We start from the raw sequence: 14721 nt of genomic DNA, 5'->3' as shown, positions 1-14721 counted from the left end.
GCACCGTGACGAAGCCCGTGCTGCCGTTCGTCGCCCAGGCCGACGATGCGGCCACCGCCGCGTGGCTGGCGGCGCTGCAGCGCGCCATGCCCGACGAGACCGTGCTGCCACTGTCCGCACTGGACGCCGCCATGCGACGGGACTGCCGTGTGGCCATCGTCGCCAATCCGCGCCCGCAGGACCTGCGCACACTGCCCGCGCTGGCCTGGGTGCACAGCGTCTGGGCCGGCGTCGAGCGGCTGGTGAGCGACCTCGCCGACACAAACCTGGCGATCATGCGCCTGGTCGACCCGCGGCTGGCGCAAACCATGGCCGAGGCGGTGCTCGCGTGGACGCTGTACCTGCACCGGGACATGCCCCGCTACGCGCGCCAGCAGCGCGAGCGCCTGTGGCGCCCGATCGAGCCGGTGCGCGCCTGCGACCGTCGCGTGGGCCTGCTTGGCCTGGGCGCCCTTGGCGAGGCCGCCGCCATGCAACTGCGCAATGCCGGGTTCACGGTGCATGGCTGGAGCCGCACGCCCAAGACGCTGCCGGGAGTGCGCTGCCACAGCGGCACGGACGGGCTCGATGAGCTGCTGGCCGAGACGGACATCCTGGTCTGCCTGCTGCCGCTGACCGGCGAGACCCTCGGCCTGCTGGACGAGGCCCGGCTGGCGCGGCTGCGCCCCGAGGCGTCACTGATCAACTTCGCCCGTGGCCCCATCGTCGACGACGCAGCGCTGCGCAGCGCACTGGACGGCGGGGCGCTGCGCCATGCGGTGCTGGACGTTTTTTCCACCGAGCCGCTGCCGTCGGACAGCTGGCACTGGACCCACCCGGGCGTGACCGTGCTGCCTCACATCTCCGCCCCGACGGACCGAGAAAGTGCATCGGCCCTCGTGGCGACGCAGATCGCACGCTACCGGCGCACCGGTGAGATCCCGGCAGGGGTGGTGGACCGCCGCCGGGGCTACTGAGCCCGGGTCAGCGCGCGCCCGCCGTCGCGCGGGTGATGTTCACCGCCACCTCGCCGCAGCCGGCGAACACATGCCGCGACTGCTGGCCGGGGCGGATGTCGTGTACGCCGGTGATCATGCCGGTGGAGATCACGTCGCCCGCGCGCAGCACCGCGCCCTGGGCTGCGCGCTTGTTCAGGGTGAAGGCCAGGGCGCCCAGCGGTCCGGGCTTGAGCGCCACGGTGCCGGTGCCCACCGAGACGCCGTCGATATAGGTCTCGACGGCGATGCTCTGCAGTTCGCGCCAGTTCGCGATCTCCGCGCCGATGACGACACCCCAGTTGTTGCCGAAGTCGGAGATCACGGCGCCCGGCCCGAGGTCGTTGAGCGTCGCCAGCGGGCTGCTGGCCACCTCCACGCCGATGTGCATGGACTTCACGAACGGGGCCACCGTGTCGGCCGTCCAGTCCGCCTTGCCGGCGGGGGCGTCCTGCGCGACCACCACGACGACCTCGGCCTCCACGGCCGCGAAGCCGCCGTCGAACACCGGACACTGCGCGGGCTCGCCCGAGACGGGGCGGTGGATGTTGGCGGCGAATGCCGGGCCGATCAGGCGCTCCTCGGGGAACTGGGCGGCAAACGCCGGCGCCACGCGGGCGACCTTCCAGCCGGCCAGCGCATCCGGCCAGCGGGCGATGGCGGCGGCCTGCACGGCGTAGGCCTGCTCCAGCGTGGCCGGCGGCGTGCCGGGATAGTCCGGCAGCGCGCGGCCTGCGGCGCGGGCGGCGGTGAACTGGGCGGAAATGTCTTGGGGGTTGCTCATGCTTGCTTGTGCCGTGCTGCAGCGTCAGGGGTGAATGCGGCGGGCAATGTACCGCGACAGCCACGTCGTGGCGCTGCGCCTGCCCAAGAGGGCCTGCTGCGGCGGACGATCCGCCTGAGTGCAAACGCCATGCCGTCGGACCACTGGCTGCTGCGACGATTGCCGCATGACCCGCTCCACCTTCCTGCGACGCGCCCTCGCGTTGGCCGCCACCTTCCTCGCCACGGCTTCCCTGGCCCAGCCCCCCGGCGATACCGAGCGATTCACGCTGTTCCATGCGCCCGTCACGCTGCTGCGCAACGCCCAGCTCTTCGACGGCACGGCTCAGCCGCCGCGCGAGCACATGAGCGTGCTGATCCGTGATGGCCGCATCGCCGCCGTGGCCCCCGATGCCGAGCTCAAGGCCCCGGCCGGCGCACTGGTCAAGGACCTGGCCGGCGGTGCGCTGATGCCCGGCTTCGTGCTGCTTCACGAACACCTGTTCTATCCCACCGAACGCGGCAGCTACGGCGCCTTCTTCCAGAGCTTCCCGCTGCTCTACCTGGCCGGCGGCGTGACGACCATGCGCACGGCAGGCAGCATGAGCCCCTATGCCGACCTCAACACCTGGAAGGACATCCGCGAGGGCAAGGCCTCCGGGCCTGACCTGGACGTGACGGCACCCTTCCTGAACGGCATCCAGGCCTTCGTCGCCCAGGTACCGCGCCTCGTCAACGCCGAGGACGCCGTGCGACAGGTGGGTTACTGGGCCGACGCAGGGGCGACCTCGTACAAGGGCTACATGCATCTGACGCGCGAGCAACTGGATGCCATCATCAAGGCCGCGCACGAGCGCAAGGCCAAGGTGACGGCCCACCTGTGCGCGGTGAGCTACTCGGAAGCCGCCGGCATGGGCATCGACAACCTGGAGCACGGCTTCTTCGCGTCCAGCGACTTCGTCGACGGCAAGCAGCCGGACGCCTGCCCCGGCGGCGACGCCGTGCCTCGCTCGCTGGACGCGCTGGCCATCGACGACCCGCGCATGGCCGAACTGCAGCGCCGGATGATCAGCGCCAAGGTCGCACTGACCTCGACGCTGACCATCTTCGAGACCTTCTCCTACGGGCGTCCCATGGCGCCGGCCGGCGCGCTGGACCTGCTGATGCCGCAGCTGCGCGAGCAGTACGTCGCCCGCTACACCGCCATCCAGCGCGGCGGCCCCAATGCCTATGGGCGCGTCTTTCCGAAGAACATGGTCTGGGAAAAGCAGTTCCACGACGCTGGCGGCCTGCTCGTCGCGGGCACCGACCCGACGGGCTACGGCGGCGTCGTGCCAGGCTACTCGTCGCTGCGCCAGCTCGAACTCCTGCGCGAGGCCGGCTTCGACACGGCCACGGCGGTCAAGGTCATGACCTTCAATGGCGCGAGCTATCTGGGCCGCACGGCCGAGGTGGGCCGGGTGACGCCGGGCCTGCGCGCCGACCTGATCGCCTTCGCGGCGCCGCTGGATGCGGCCAGGCCGGCCCTGCCGGACGTCGCCTGGACGATGAAAGCCGGGCGGGCCTGGGACCGCGGCAAGATCCTGAATGCGTGGAAGGGCCAGGTTGGGCTGCGTTGACGGAGCCTGCGGCACCGCCACACGAGCGGCTCGTCCACGCGGCAGGCAAAGGTCAGGGCACGGGAGAACGGCATGGGCGCAAAGACATGGATGCTGGTCTATGCCGACGGCAACCCGAGGGAACGGCTGGCCGCAATGACCAAGCTGGACCGTGCGGCCACCCAGGCCTGGGTGGCCACGCTGTTTCCGAACGAGACTCTGGGGCCCCTTGGCGACACCGACCTGTGCGAGACCAGCCCGCCTGACGACGAAGTCGTCGCCGGCAGCTTCAACGGCGTCTCCATCGTCGCTGCCAAGGAGTTCGGGCTCGATCTGCCATCGACCCTGGCCACGAACTTCGTTCAGGCCGCCCATGGCCGCGATCTCTACCTGCATGCCATGCACAGCGTCGTGGACTGGTTCGCCTTCGCGCTATGGCGCGAGGGCAGACTGCAACGCTCGCTGAGCGTGTCGCCCGACAGCGGCATCCTCGAAGACACGGGCAGCCGACTGGCCTTCGAGCTGCCCTACTGGCGGGGCGACCATCCCGCCATCGATCCCGAAGACATGGAAGACAGCGCATCGGACTACCCTTTCCCCTTCCACCCGCTGGAGCTGGGCGAGGCGGCGCTGCGCGAGTTCTTTGGCTACCAGATCGAAGGCGACGTCGATGACGCGCTGCTCACGCCTGAGGCGATCCCGCTGATGCGCTTCAAGCGAAGGAAGAAGTCCCGCTTCAGATTCTGGTGAGCCGCCAGGAATAAACGCTGGCCGGGCTGGGTAGATCAGGACTGCATCTCCGGAGCCTTCATGCCGCGACGCTCAATCTTCCTGACAGGCCTGCTGACCTGCTCGGCCGCTTTCGGCGCACCCGACGCCACCCGCGGCCAGGCCGTCTACCAAGCCCGCTGCACCGCCTGCCATTCGCTGGACTTCAATGGCGTAGGCCCGGCCCACCGCGGCGTGTTCGGTCGCCTCGCTGGCACGGCCAAGGGCTTCACGAACTATTCGCCGGCACTCAAACGCTCCGGCCTCACTTGGACGGAAGCCAATCTCGATCGCTGGCTGGCCGATCCCGAGGCCCTGGTGCCGGGCCAGTCCATGGGCATCAGCCTGCCGGATGCTGGCGAACGCGCCGACGTGATCGCCTTTCTGCGCGGCCTCGCCAAGGCGAAGGAATAAAACTCCGCGCCGGCCGGTATCGCTGCAAGTCAACACTGCCTGCGAAGGGACAGACCATGCAGCGACGCGATTTCCTCCACCTCGCCGGCCTGGGCGGCGGCGCGATCTTCTCGGCCTCGCTGGCCGGCTGCGCCGGCACCGGCCGGCCGCAGGACGAGTTCTATTTCGTGCAACTCTCCGACACCCACTGGGGCTTCCAGGGACCAGCCAGCCCGGATGCCCGCGGCACGCTGCCCAAGGCCGTCGCAGCCGTCAATGCGCTGCCCAGGCCGCCGGACTTCATCGTCTTCACCGGCGACCTGACCCACACCACCGACGACCCCGCCGAGCGCCGTCGCCGCATGGCCGAGTTCAAGCAGGTCGTGGACGGGCTGAATGTCAAGACCGTCCGCTTCATGCCGGGCGAGCACGACGCTTCGCTGGATCGCGGCGCGGCCTTCAAGGAGATGTTCGGCGACACCTACTTCCGCTTCGATCACAAGGGCGTGCACTTCATGGCCCTGGACAACGTCTCCGACCGGGGCACGACGCTGGGGCCTGAGCAGCTGGCCTGGATGCAGGCCGAGCTGGCGAAGCTGGACCCGAGTGCCCCGCTGGTCGTGTTGACCCACCGCCCGCTGTTCCCGCTGGTGCCCAAATGGGACTGGCACACACGCGACGGCGAGCGGGCCCTGGCGCTGCTGATGCCCCACCGGAACGTGACTGTCTTCTACGGCCATATTCACCAGGAGCACCACCAACTGACAGGCCACATCGCCCACCACTCGGCACGCTCGCTGATGTTCCCGCTGCCAGCCCCAGGCGCAGCCGAGAGGCCGCTGCCCTTGGCCTGGGACCCGGCCGTGCCCTACCGCGGCCTGGGCTGGCGCGAGGTGGAGATCGGGGGGCCAGGACCGAGCGAATCGAGCATGGCCTGGGCCAAGCATGAAGCGCCGCCAGTTGCTGCTGGGCAGCGCCGCCGCGGTCGTGGCCCTCAAGGCGGCCCGCGCCCAGGCGCCTCGTGAAATCGAGGTCACGGCCCAGCGCTTTCGCTTCACGCCCAACGTGATCCCGCTGAAGGCCGGCGAGCCGGTCGTGCTGCTGATACGCTCACTTGACTTCGCGCACGGCTTCTTCGTGCCCGACCTGGACCTGCGCACCGACCTCATGCCCGGCCGCGTCATCCGCCTCGCCATCACGCCCCAGGCTCCGGGGCGGCTGGCCTTCCTGTGCGACAACTTCTGCGGTGACGGCCACGAGGGCATGGACGGGCATTTCGACGTGACATGACCGACGCTCGCCGCTTTGAGGCCACCGTGCTGCCTCTGCTGGACGCAGCGCACAACCTCGCGCGCTGGCTGCTGCGCGACGCGGCCACGGCGGAGGACGTGGTGCAGGAGGCGGCGCTACGCGCCTTCCGCTACTTTGCCTCGCTCCGCGCCACCGAGGACGCCAGGCCCTGGTTCCTCGGCATCGTTCGCAACGCCTGCTTCACGGCCCTGGCGCGCGAGCGCGGCCGCGCTGACGTGACACTGCTTGGCGAAGACGCCTGGGACCACCTCGAAGCCCAGTCGCCCAGCCCCGCGCCCGACCCGCTCGCGGCGCTGGGCCGGCGGCGCGAACAGGTTCTCATCGACGCGGCGCTGCGGCGTTTGAGCCCGCCCATGCGCGAGGTCATCGTGCTGCGCGAACTCGAAGGCCTGGACTACCGCGACATCGCGCAGATCGTCGGCATCCCAATGGGTACGGTGATGTCGCGGCTGTCGCGCGCCCGCGCCCAACTGAAACGGCAGCTCCAGCTCGCCGGCCTCCCCTGATGAACGACGACGACCTCACCCGCCTTCTGCAACAGCACGCCAGCCGCCATCCCGCGGACGAACGCCTGCGCGCGGCCGTGCGCACGCAGATGGCACTGCAGGCTGCCGCGCAGGAGGCACCACCGACGGTGCCGGCGAGGTCCGGCTGGCGCGAGCGCCTGGCGCGGCTGACACGCATCCACCCGGCGTTGGCCGGCGCCGGCGGCCTGGCGCTGGGCGTCGCACTGACCCTGTCGGCGGTGCTGGTCGCGCCACGGCTGGCCACCGATGGCATGCTGCCCGACGACCTCGTCGCCGCCCATGTGCGCGCACTGCAGATAGGCCCGCTCTACGAGGTCGCGTCCAGTGACCGCCACCAGGTGAAGCCCTGGTTCCAGGGCCGGCTGGACTACGCACCCACCGTGCTCGACGCACCCTTGCGCGAGCAGGGCTTCGCGCTGCTGGGCGGTCGCGTGCAGGCCGTGCGAGGCCGGCCTACGGCAGTGCTGGCCTACCAGCTGCGGCTGCACAAGATCGACCTCTACGCCTGGCCCGCCGAGCGCGGATCGGCACCTGAGAAGCTGCAACGCCGCGGCTTCAACCTGGTGCATTGGAGCGACGGCACCATGCAGTACTGGGCCGTGTCGGATGTGGACGGCGCGGAACTGGAGCGCCTTGCCTCGGCCTGGCGCACCGCCGCTGCGCACTAGCGCCTGCCGGCCCCAGCTCCGCGCGCGACCGCTCAACACCGGCGCGATGCTGCCAGGGGTCACGATCGAGACAAGCAGTGGGCCGATCCAGCGGCTGAAACGAATCTCCGCCCTCGGGTGGGCGCGGCCAGGTGCGGGCAGGTGCGGCCCAGCGAAAGCCTAGGCGCTGGCTATCCACCCTTCCAGCGCGTCCACGCCCGAAGGCCAGCCATGGCGTGGCTGCTCGGCCGCCCAGGCCGCCTGCAGCATCGCCAGCACCGCATCCAGGCTGTCGCCGCTGGCGTCGGCCACCAGCTCGTCGCGCTGCGCATGGCTGAGCTTGAGCCGCAGGCCCAGCCGCGTGCGGCCCTGCTCCAGCGCGTCGACGATGTCCTTGCGCGCGATCAGCCGCTCGGGCGTCTGCGCGGCCTTGGTGTCGCTCTTGTAGGAGCGCCGCCCGATGAGCTCGCGCGCCAACAGCCCCGGGTAGGCCTCCAGTGCGACACGGCTCTCGTCGCCGGCCAGGTGACCAGGCAGGTGCACGCCCGCGGCGATCAATCGCGGCACGCCGGCATGCAGCATCCAGGCGACCGGCGGATTCACCCACTTCATGCTCGGACTGGCGCCGGCCGGCCCGTCGCATACGCGGTGGGCGAACTTGGCACCGGCAGGGCGCGCGTCGCAGAAGGCGGCAAAGCGGTCACGGATCTCGGCACGGCTCAGCGCCGCGTAATGCGCCATCAGCGCCGCATAGTCCGTGGGCCAGCCCAGCTGCTCGACCAGCTCTCGCGGCAGGCCGAAGGGCAGATCCAGGCCCGCAACCCAGGGTCCTGGCTGGGCCAGCCAGCCAGAAAACGCCTCCAGGCTGTGTAGCGCTACCAGCCCGGTCAGCCGGACGACGGCACCGTGGCGCCTGCCGCCGGCCACCCGGATGGGCTTGACCGCACGGGGCGCACTCGTGAAGTCGATCCCGAAAACGACGATGTCAGACATGGCCGGAATTCTGGGGCTAGGCAAAATCGCCAGCTATCAATGCCAGATCTGCTCGTCCCCACCGCCCCGCCTGCCAACGGCGTGCTCTTCGACGCCGCGGCATTCGATGCCGCCGTCGCGGCAGCGCACCAGCAGGCCATGGCGGGGTCCTATCAGGCCTCCAACGAAGCGCTGGAGCGGTTGCTGCTCGGCTGCCCGCCGACTGAGCCGCGCCGCCGCGGCGAAGCGCTGGCCCTGCTGGCCCACCAGTACCCGCGCCTGGGTCGGCTGACGTCCAGTGCGCGCTGTGCCACCGAAGCCCTGGCCCTGGCCGAGCGCCTGGGCGACGACGACCTGCGCGCCGACGCGCTGACCAGCCAGTGCTACGTCTACGGCCAGTTGCTGATGGGCCGCGAGGCACTGGAGTCCGGCATGAAGGCCCTGGGCGCGGCCCGCCGCACGGGCGATCCGGTGCGCGAGGCCTGGGCGCTGAATCGCATCGCCGTCGCCTATTCCAGCCTGGAGAACCCGGCCCAGGCCTGCGCATCCACTGAACAGGCCATGGAGATCGCCGCGCGCAGCAACTCGCCGGAGGTGCTGTTCTCCTGCCACAACAACCTGGCCTATTTCTGGCTGCGTCGCGTCGAGGATGCGCAGGCGCCGGGGGCCGATGCCGCCGTGCTGGCCGAGGCCCTTGGCAGCGCCCGCCGCACGGCTGAGCAGGCCACCGATCTTGCGCGCCGCTCCGGCAGTCCCTTCCAGGTCACCGTCGCGGTGTCCAATCTCGTCAGCGCGTTGCTGGCCGGGGGGCTGCTCGACGAGGCCTTGCCGCTGCTGAACGAATTCGGTCACCTCGCCCACGACCATGGCTACCGCACGCTGGCCATCGAGGCCGATGTTCAGCGTGCCAACTTCCTGCGCCTGAAGGGCGAGCCCCTGCAGGCCTCACGCATCCTGGAGGCCCTGCTGCATGCCGCCACGGAGCCGCCGCCCAAGCTGCGCCGGCAGCTGGTGCGTGCCCTGTACGAGACGCACAAGGCCTGTGGCCAGTACCGCGAGGCGCTGAGCTGGCTGGAGGAGCTCGTCGGCCTGGACCGCCAATTCAGCCGCGACAACCTGGTGCTGCAGACCGAGGTCATCCTGATCCGCGACCAGGTCGAGCAGGCACAGGCGCGCGCCGACAGCGCCGCCGCCGATGCCCGCCGCGAGCGCGCTCGCGCGGCCCATCTCGAGAACGAGCAGCAGCGCCTGCGCGAGCACGCAATGGCGCTCGACCGCGCCGCCCACGAGGACGTGCTCACCGGCCTGCACAACCGGCGCCATGCCGAGTTCGCGCTGCCCCTGCTCGTGGAAGGCGCGCGCATGGCCGGCCAGGTCATCAGCGTCGCGGCGCTGGATGTGGACCACTTCAAGAGGATCAACGACACCCACGGCCACGCCGTGGGCGATGCCGTGCTGCAGCAGCTGGCCCAGTTGCTGCGCCACCGCCTGCGCAGCGCAGACCTGATGGCGCGCATCGGCGGCGAGGAGTTCCTGGCCGTGCTGGTGGGCATCGCACCCCAGCAGGCCGCCGAGATCTGCGAGCGGCTGCGCCTGGCCGTCGTCGAGCACGACTGGGCAGCCATCACGCCGAGCCTGGTCGTGCGCATCAGCGTCGGCATCGCCGGCGGCGCGTTGCAGCAGCAACAGCAGGGTGACAGCCTGCTCAATCGGGCCGACCGCGCCCTCTATGCGGCCAAGCGTGGCGGGCGCAATCGCGTCCACGTCGACTAGGCCTGTTGCCACGATGACCGCGAGCCGCGAGCCGCGAGGGCCAGCCTAGACTGGCGACATGAGCATGAATCCCGTCCTCGTCGAGGTCCTGCGCGGCGACGCCGTCGAATCCCGCCATACCGGAGCGCTGGCCATCGTCGACGCCTCCGGCGCCGTGCACACGGCGCTGGGCGACGTGGCCCGCCCTGTCTTCCCGCGCTCGGCCGTCAAGCTGCTGCAGGCCTTGCCGTTGGTCGCCAGTGGTGCCGCGCAGGCGTTTGGGTTGACCGATGCGGAGCTGGCGCTGGCCTGCGCCTCGCACAGCGGCGAGCCCGAGCACGTGGCCACGGCCGCAGGCATGCTGGCCAAGCTGGGACTCACGGCCGACGCACTGGAATGCGGCACGCAATGGCCCAGCCGCGAGCCCGTGCTGCGCGGCATGGTGGCGCGCGGCGAGCTTGCCACCCCGCTGCACAACAACTGCTCGGGCAAGCACAGCGGCTTCGTCTGCCTGGCCTGCCACATGGCAACGGGGGCACGCAACGCCGGCACGGAGCCGGCCGAGTTCACGCGCGGCTATGTCGCGGCGGAGCACCCGGTCATGCGCGAGGTGTCGGCTGCACTGTCGGCCGCCACTGGCGTCGACGTCGAACGGGCGCCGCGTGGCACCGATGGCTGCTCCATCCCCACCTTCGCGCTGCCGCTGCGCTCACTGGCCCTGGCCTTCGCCCGCTGCGGCACCGGCCAAGGCCTGTCGGAAGGCCATGCGCGCGCCGCGAGCCGGCTGCGCCGGGCCGTGGCCGCGGCGCCCTTCATGGTGGGTGGCACGGACCGCTTCGACACCCGGGTCATGCAGGCCTTTGGTGAGCGCCTGTTCTGCAAGATAGGCGCCGAGGGCGTCTACTGCGCGGCGCTGCCCGAGCTGGGCCTGGGCGTGGCGCTGAAGATAGACGACGGCGCAGCTCGCGCCGCCGAGGCGGCCATGGCGGCCGTGGCCGCGGCGCTGCTGAAGACCGAGGACACGCTGCTGAGGGGCTACAGCCATCTGCAGCTGCGCAACTGGCGCGGACTGGACGTCGGCTCACTGCGCCCCACGCCCGTACTCGCTGGCCTGGCCGGCGCCGCGGGCTGACGCGGGCAGGTCTCCGGCGTCAGGAGGCTGGCACGGCGGCCGCCCGGGGGCCTTGCCACTGCCGCACGCCCCATGACTCCGCCAGGGACTCGCGGCAGGCATGGGCCAATTGGAGGGAGGCCAGCGCCAGCTCCTGGCCTGCGCCGCCGGACTGCAGCACCCGCCCGAACTGCACCATGGCGGCCTCCACCTGCCTGTCCTCGACGAGGGCCAGCTCGCCCCAGTAGAGCGACCAGAACTTCTTGCCAGCCAGTTCCAGCTCGCTGTCCACCTTCGACGTAGCCAGCGTGGCCGCGGCCTGGGTGGCCTCGGTGTAGAGCTTCAGCTGCCGCTCCAGAAAGGGCTTGGTGGCCTCGATGCGCCGCGTCTCCATCTGCGCACGCTGGGTCATGACGAACTGATAGACACCCCACCCGAAGACGCAGACGGCGCCCAGCACGGACAGCAGACGAAGCCAGAGGTCGGCGTTGGAGGGGGCTTGCATGGGTGGGTCCCGGGGTGGATCGCGTCAACCGCCTGCTGGAAGGCCGCCTGCGGTGGCAGCAATGTCTCAGCTCGGCGCCCACCCGGCACCCTCAGGACTGTGGACAGCGCTTCCAGAGCAAGGGCGCGGCGCCCAACCCGGCGTACGCCAAAAAACGATACAAAACGAGACCAAGCAAGCGCTTGATTGGCTTTACAGTCCAGGTCCCATGCCCGCCAAGCCGCCCGTTCCTGACGCCCCGCCCCCCCGCGACCGACTGTTGCAGGAGGCCATGCGGCTGTTTGGCGAGCGCGGCTTCGACGCCGTCACGACCCGCGAGATCTGCGCGGCTGCCGGCGTGAACCCTGGCGCCATCCACTACCACTTCGGCGACAAGGACGGCCTGTACGCCGAGGTGCTGTGCCTGCCGGTGCGCGAGCTGCAGCAACTGCTCAGCGGCTTCGACGACCCGGCCCTGGGCCTGCACGAGTCGATCTGCCGCTTCCTGCGCCCGTTCCTGTTCGACGACGGCGCCTGCAGCGCCCAGCTGTTCTTTCGCGAGATGCAGGCGCCCAGCGCCATCTTCATGCGCACCGTGATGCAGGAGATCGGGCCGCTGTTCGACCGCTTCGCCGGCCTGCTGGCCCGCCATGCCGGCCTGGCCCAGCCTACCGCGGCCATCTACCAGCTCGCGATGGGCCTGCAGGCCATGGCCCATGACTACTCCATGACACGGCCCATGCTGGACAGCCTTCACCCCGAACTGCTGGCCGACGACCCCCAGCTCGAAACCACCTGCCGCCGCCTCGCCGACTGGGGCTGCGCGCTGCTCGAGTACGAACGCCAACGCCACGCCCCCTGATGAACACTCGCCTGACCTTCGCGACACCCGCGCTGGCGCTGCTGCTGAGCGCCTGCATGTCGCTGCCGCCCGCCGCCCCGCCCACACCCACCGCCGTGCCTGCCGCCTGGCGCTCGCCGCTGCCGCATGGCGGCAGCACCGCGGCGCTCAGCGCCTGGTGGCAGGCCTTCGATGACCCCATGCTGGCCCGACTCGTCGAGCGCGCCCAGGCGCAGAGCCCGACGCTGGCCCAGGCCGCCGCGCGGCGCCGCCAGGCCGAGGCCGGCGCGGCGCAAGCGCGCGCGGCGCTGTTCCCGCAGATCGGTGTCGGCGCCCAGGTCCAGCGCGGCCGCGCGCTGAACGGCGTGGCAGGCGACAGCACCCAGGCCAACGCACAGTTCAGCGCGAGCTGGGAGATCGACCTCTTCGGCGGTCAGCGTGCCGCGGCAGCCGCCGGCGCGGCCGAGGCCACGGCATCGGCCGCCGACTGGCATGCCGCCCGCGTCAGCCTCGCGGCCGATGTGGCCCAGGCCTATGTGCAGTTGCGCCTGGCCCAGGCCCGCGAGGAGTCCGCCGAGCTCGATACCCGCTTCGCCGAGCAGATCGCCACCTGGGGCCGCGAGCAGCGGCAGGCCGGCCTGCTGAGCGCCAGCGACGCGGCGCTGCTGAACACCGAACGCGCCGCCGCATCGGCCAGTCGCAGCCAATGGCGCGCCGAGGCCCAGATCGCGCTGCAGACGCTGGCCCTGCTGTGCGCCGAACGCGCCGATACGCTGGCCACTGAGCTTGCGCCACCGGCCATCGCGGCGGAGGGCTTCGACCTGCGCCGCAGCCAGCCCAGGACGCCTGCCTTCGACGTGGCCGCCCTGCCAGCCCAGTTGCTCGCCCAGCGCCCCGACCTCGCCGCCGCCCATCAGCGCTGGCTGGCCGCCGCGCAGCAACAGCGCAGCGTGGAGGCGCAGCGCTACCCGCAGCTCAGCCTCGCGGCGCTGGCCGGTGAGACGCGGCTGCGAGTGGGCGGCAAGAGCAGCAACGCCAGCGCCTGGTCCTTCGGTCCCAGCCTGACGCTGCCGCTGTTCGACGGCGGTGCCCTCGTGGCCGCCGGCCAGGGCGCGCAGGCCGCGGCCGACGAAGCAGCCGCAGCGCTGCAGGCGCGCTGGCTGCAGGCTGTCGCCGAGGTGGAGGAGTCGCTGCAGCGCGTCGCCGCAGGGGCCGAGCGCGAGCGCGAGGTGGAGGCCGTGAAACGCGAGTGGGAGGGCATCGCCCGCCGCACCGGAGCCCAGGCCCGGGCCGGCCTGCAAAGCGGCGTGCAGCGCAATACCACCTTCCGCAACGCACTGGCCGCCTACGACGCCGTGCTGGCCGTGCGCGCCGAACACGCACTGGCCTGGATCCGCCTCTACCGCAGCCTTGGTGGTGGCTGGAACGCCGACACCACCGCTCCCACGAACACCGCTTCCGCCCGCTGACCCATGAAGACTCGTCTCCCCCTCCTGACCGCCGCCCTGACCGCCGCGCTGGCCCTGGCCTTCGTCGCGGCGCTGTCCAGCCCGGCCCTGGCGCAGCAGGCCGCCGCCAGCGCGGCCCCGAAGCCGGCACTGACCGTCAAGCGCGTGGTCGCGCAGTCAGCCACCTGGCCACAGACACTATCTGGCACCGGCTCCATCGCCGCATGGCAGGAGGTCATCGTCGGCGCCGAGATCGGCGGCCAGCGCCTGGCCGCGCTGCAGGTCGACGTGGGTGACCGCGTCAGGAAGGGCCAGCTGCTGGCTCGCCTTTCTCCCGGTACGCTGGAGGCCGAGCTCGCCGCGAGCAAGGCCGCGCTGCTGGAGGCCGAGGCCTCGGCCGGCGAGGCCCGCCAGACCGCCGAGCGCGTGAAGACGCTGCAGGGCAGCGAGGCACTGTCGCCCCAGGCCATCGATCAGGCGCTGGCCGCCGACGCCGCCGCCCAGGCCCGCGCTGCCGCCGCCAAGGCGCGGGTGCAGGCGGACCAGCTGCGCCTGTCGTACACGCAGATCACCGCACCAGACGACGGCGTCATCAGTGCCCGCGTCGCAACGCCAGGCGCGCTGGTGCAGCCGGGGCAGGAGCTGTTCCGGCTGCAGCGCCAGGGTCGCCTGGAGTGGCGCGCCGAGGTGCCAGGGCCTGAGCTGGCGCAGCTGCGCGCGGGCCAGCTCGTGCGCGTGCAGCCCAGCGGTGCGCCGGCCGTGGAAGGCCGCATCCGCCGCGTCGCCCCGCAGATCGATCCGCAGACGCGCAACGGCCTGGTCTACGTGGACCTCAGCAGCAAGACTGGCGAGTCCCTGCGCGCGGGCCTGTTCGCACGCGGCGACTTCGTGCTCGGCGAGAGCGCCGCGCTGACGCTGCCGCAAAGCGCCGTGCTGCTGCGCGACGGCTTCAGCTACGTGTTCCGCATCGACGGCAGCAAGGTACGCCAGACCAAGGTGCAGGTGGGCCGCCGCGAGGCCGACCGCGTCGAGGTGCGTTCGGGGCTGGCCGCGGGATCAGCCGTCGTCGAATCCGGCGTGGGCTTCCTCGCGGATGGCGACACGGTTCGCGTCGCGCAGTAAGACGGAGACGC

The 14721-nt window shown here is 71.4% G+C and carries 16 protein-coding genes; 13 read left to right on the top strand and 3 right to left on the bottom strand.

All coding sequences use genetic code 11. From position 1 onward, the window contains the following. Positions 1-5 precede the first annotated feature (5 nt). Positions 6-956: a 2-hydroxyacid dehydrogenase gene (locus QM732_RS02475; protein WP_415654631.1), complete on the top strand. Its 951-nt coding sequence runs from the start codon at positions 6-8 to the stop codon at positions 954-956. Between the two features lie 7 nt (positions 957-963). On the opposite strand, the gene QM732_RS02470 is transcribed toward QM732_RS02475, so the two are convergent. Next, positions 964-1758, bottom strand: a complete 795-nt coding sequence (locus QM732_RS02470) for a fumarylacetoacetate hydrolase family protein (RefSeq protein WP_415654630.1) — start codon at positions 1756-1758, stop codon at positions 964-966. A gap of 166 nt (positions 1759-1924) precedes the next feature. On the opposite strand from QM732_RS02470, the gene QM732_RS02465 reads away from it, so the two are divergent. The 7 genes from QM732_RS02465 to QM732_RS02435 all read left to right on the top strand — a co-directional run bounded on the left by QM732_RS02465 (position 1925) and on the right by QM732_RS02435 (position 7001). Next, positions 1925-3355, top strand: coding sequence for an amidohydrolase family protein (locus QM732_RS02465; protein WP_415654629.1), 1431 nt, complete (start codon positions 1925-1927; stop codon positions 3353-3355). A gap of 72 nt (positions 3356-3427) precedes the next feature. Next, complete coding sequence (locus QM732_RS02460) at positions 3428-4084, top strand: DUF6928 family protein (RefSeq protein ID WP_415654628.1); 657 nt, start codon at positions 3428-3430, stop codon at positions 4082-4084. Positions 4085-4144: 60 nt separating this feature from the next. Then, a complete protein-coding gene (locus QM732_RS02455; protein WP_415654627.1) occupies positions 4145-4516 on the top strand; it encodes a c-type cytochrome in 372 nt (123 codons plus the stop codon). Positions 4517-4551: 35 nt separating this feature from the next. Continuing rightward, positions 4552-5520: a metallophosphoesterase family protein gene (locus tag QM732_RS02450; protein ID WP_415659323.1), complete on the top strand. Its 969-nt coding sequence runs from the start codon at positions 4552-4554 to the stop codon at positions 5518-5520. Then, positions 5441-5785, top strand: a complete 345-nt coding sequence (locus QM732_RS02445) for a cupredoxin domain-containing protein (protein ID WP_415654626.1) — start codon at positions 5441-5443, stop codon at positions 5783-5785. Before QM732_RS02450 ends, QM732_RS02445 begins: the two co-directional genes overlap by 80 nt. Beyond that, a complete protein-coding gene (locus tag QM732_RS02440; RefSeq protein WP_415654625.1) occupies positions 5782-6312 on the top strand; it encodes a sigma-70 family RNA polymerase sigma factor in 531 nt (176 codons plus the stop codon). Before QM732_RS02445 ends, QM732_RS02440 begins: the two co-directional genes overlap by 4 nt. Then, positions 6312-7001, top strand: a complete 690-nt coding sequence (locus QM732_RS02435; protein WP_415654624.1) for an anti-sigma factor family protein — start codon at positions 6312-6314, stop codon at positions 6999-7001. The genes QM732_RS02440 and QM732_RS02435 overlap by 1 nt, the downstream gene beginning before the upstream one ends. Positions 7002-7160: 159 nt before the next feature. Here QM732_RS02435 and QM732_RS02430 read toward each other — a convergent pair whose 3' ends face one another. Next, the gene (locus QM732_RS02430) at positions 7161-7973 is read right to left on the bottom strand and encodes a DUF429 domain-containing protein (RefSeq protein ID WP_415654623.1); all 813 of its coding nucleotides are present in this window, start codon (positions 7971-7973) and stop codon (positions 7161-7163) included. A gap of 39 nt (positions 7974-8012) precedes the next feature. On the opposite strand from QM732_RS02430, the gene QM732_RS02425 reads away from it, so the two are divergent. Together QM732_RS02425 and QM732_RS02420 are read left to right on the top strand one after the other, a co-directional pair. Then, positions 8013-9725: a diguanylate cyclase gene (locus tag QM732_RS02425; RefSeq protein WP_415654622.1), complete on the top strand. Its 1713-nt coding sequence runs from the start codon at positions 8013-8015 to the stop codon at positions 9723-9725. Positions 9726-9783: 58 nt separating this feature from the next. Then, positions 9784-10836 (top strand): asparaginase, encoded by a 1053-nt coding sequence (locus tag QM732_RS02420; protein ID WP_415654621.1) that lies wholly within the window; start codon positions 9784-9786, stop codon positions 10834-10836. Positions 10837-10855: 19 nt separating this feature from the next. Here QM732_RS02420 and QM732_RS02415 read toward each other — a convergent pair whose 3' ends face one another. Continuing rightward, entirely contained in the window at positions 10856-11320 is a 465-nt protein-coding gene (locus tag QM732_RS02415) for a hypothetical protein (protein WP_415654620.1), read from the bottom strand. Positions 11321-11528: 208 nt separating this feature from the next. Between QM732_RS02415 and QM732_RS02410 the strand changes: the two genes are divergently transcribed. From QM732_RS02410 to QM732_RS02400, 3 genes are read left to right on the top strand one after another with little or no spacing between them, the layout of a single operon-like run. Continuing rightward, positions 11529-12161, top strand: a complete 633-nt coding sequence (locus QM732_RS02410) for a TetR/AcrR family transcriptional regulator (RefSeq protein ID WP_415654619.1) — start codon at positions 11529-11531, stop codon at positions 12159-12161. Further along, on the top strand, positions 12161-13609 hold the full coding sequence (locus QM732_RS02405) for an efflux transporter outer membrane subunit (protein WP_415654618.1): 1449 nt from the start codon (positions 12161-12163) through the stop codon (positions 13607-13609). The genes QM732_RS02410 and QM732_RS02405 overlap by 1 nt, the downstream gene beginning before the upstream one ends. A 3-nt stretch (positions 13610-13612) precedes the next feature. Then, a complete protein-coding gene (locus QM732_RS02400; protein WP_415654617.1) occupies positions 13613-14710 on the top strand; it encodes an efflux RND transporter periplasmic adaptor subunit in 1098 nt (365 codons plus the stop codon). Positions 14711-14721 lie beyond the last annotated feature (11 nt).

The sequence above is a fragment of the Roseateles sp. genome, from assembly GCF_047654805.1.
In the GTDB taxonomy this organism is placed as follows: Bacteria; Pseudomonadota; Gammaproteobacteria; order Burkholderiales; family Burkholderiaceae_C; genus Pelomonas.
The sequence above is the reverse complement of the archived record's forward strand: the minus strand, read 5'-3'. Positions and strand labels throughout refer to the sequence as shown.